General features: G+C 66.4%; 1 protein-coding gene and 1 pseudogene. Both read left to right on the top strand.

Features of this window, described 5'->3' with window-relative positions:
• A pseudogene (locus EN745_RS36475) lies at positions 1-449 on the top strand (alpha/beta hydrolase); the annotation flags it as partial.
• Between the two features lie 145 nt (positions 450-594).
• On the top strand, positions 595-881 hold a 287-nt coding region (locus EN745_RS35330; protein ID WP_145992353.1), incomplete at its 3' end, for a class I SAM-dependent methyltransferase.

Raw genomic sequence — 881 nt, forward strand, 5'->3', positions numbered from 1 at the left:
CGGTACTGGCAATCGAGATCGCGCCTGCCGGCGAAAAGGCGATCGGCCAACACGCCGAAGCGATTCGGGACCAGTTGCTGCTGTTCGACGGCAGGGAGATCAGGCGATCCGGCGACAAGGTGCTCGCTGTCTTCCAGCGGCCGACGCGGGCCATCCAATGTGCGGTCGCCATTCGCGAGCGCCTGAAGCCTTTGGCTGCCAATTTCCGCTCGTCGATCCACATCGGCGAGTGCGAGTCGCACGGCGAGGAGTTCAGCGGAGTCGCCATCGAGGTCACGTCGCGGTCTCTGGACCATGCCCGGCCCGGCGAGATCATCGCATCGCGGACGGTGCGCGACCTGATCGTCGGCTCCGGCCTGGCTTTCGAGGAGCAAGGTGCCATGTGCGGCCCCCCGGGTGCGCTGCAGTTCTTTTGTGTCGCCGCGACGCCCCTAAATGCTGGCGCATAGACGCCTTCGGCTGGATGGGTCGGCGGGACAGCCCGCCTTTGTGCTGCCGGGTGCGCCGCATATGGGTTGGTTCGGTCGAAAATCGCGCCAAACAGGCAACCACATGCTAGTCTCGCGCCACCAAATGCACCGTAGGGGGATAGCAATGCTGGAAACGGACAAGGTGTTCGCCGGCTCTGTTCCGGAAAACTACGATCGCTATATGGTGCCGTTGATCTTCGAGCCGTACGCCGCGGACCTGGCGCAGCGGGCGGCGTCCCTGTCGCCCGGCGCCGTTCTGGAAACCGCCGCGGGCACCGGGGTCGTCACCCGCGCACTGGCGCCAAGACTGTCCCCCGCCGCGCGCTATGTCGTGACCGACCTCAACCTGCCGATGCTCGACCACGCCGCCTCGCGGCAAGGCGCCGACAGCCGCATCCAATGGCGCCAGGC

The sequence above is a fragment of the Mesorhizobium sp. M4A.F.Ca.ET.022.05.2.1 genome (assembly GCF_003998845.1).
Classification (GTDB): Bacteria; Pseudomonadota; Alphaproteobacteria; order Rhizobiales; family Rhizobiaceae; genus Mesorhizobium.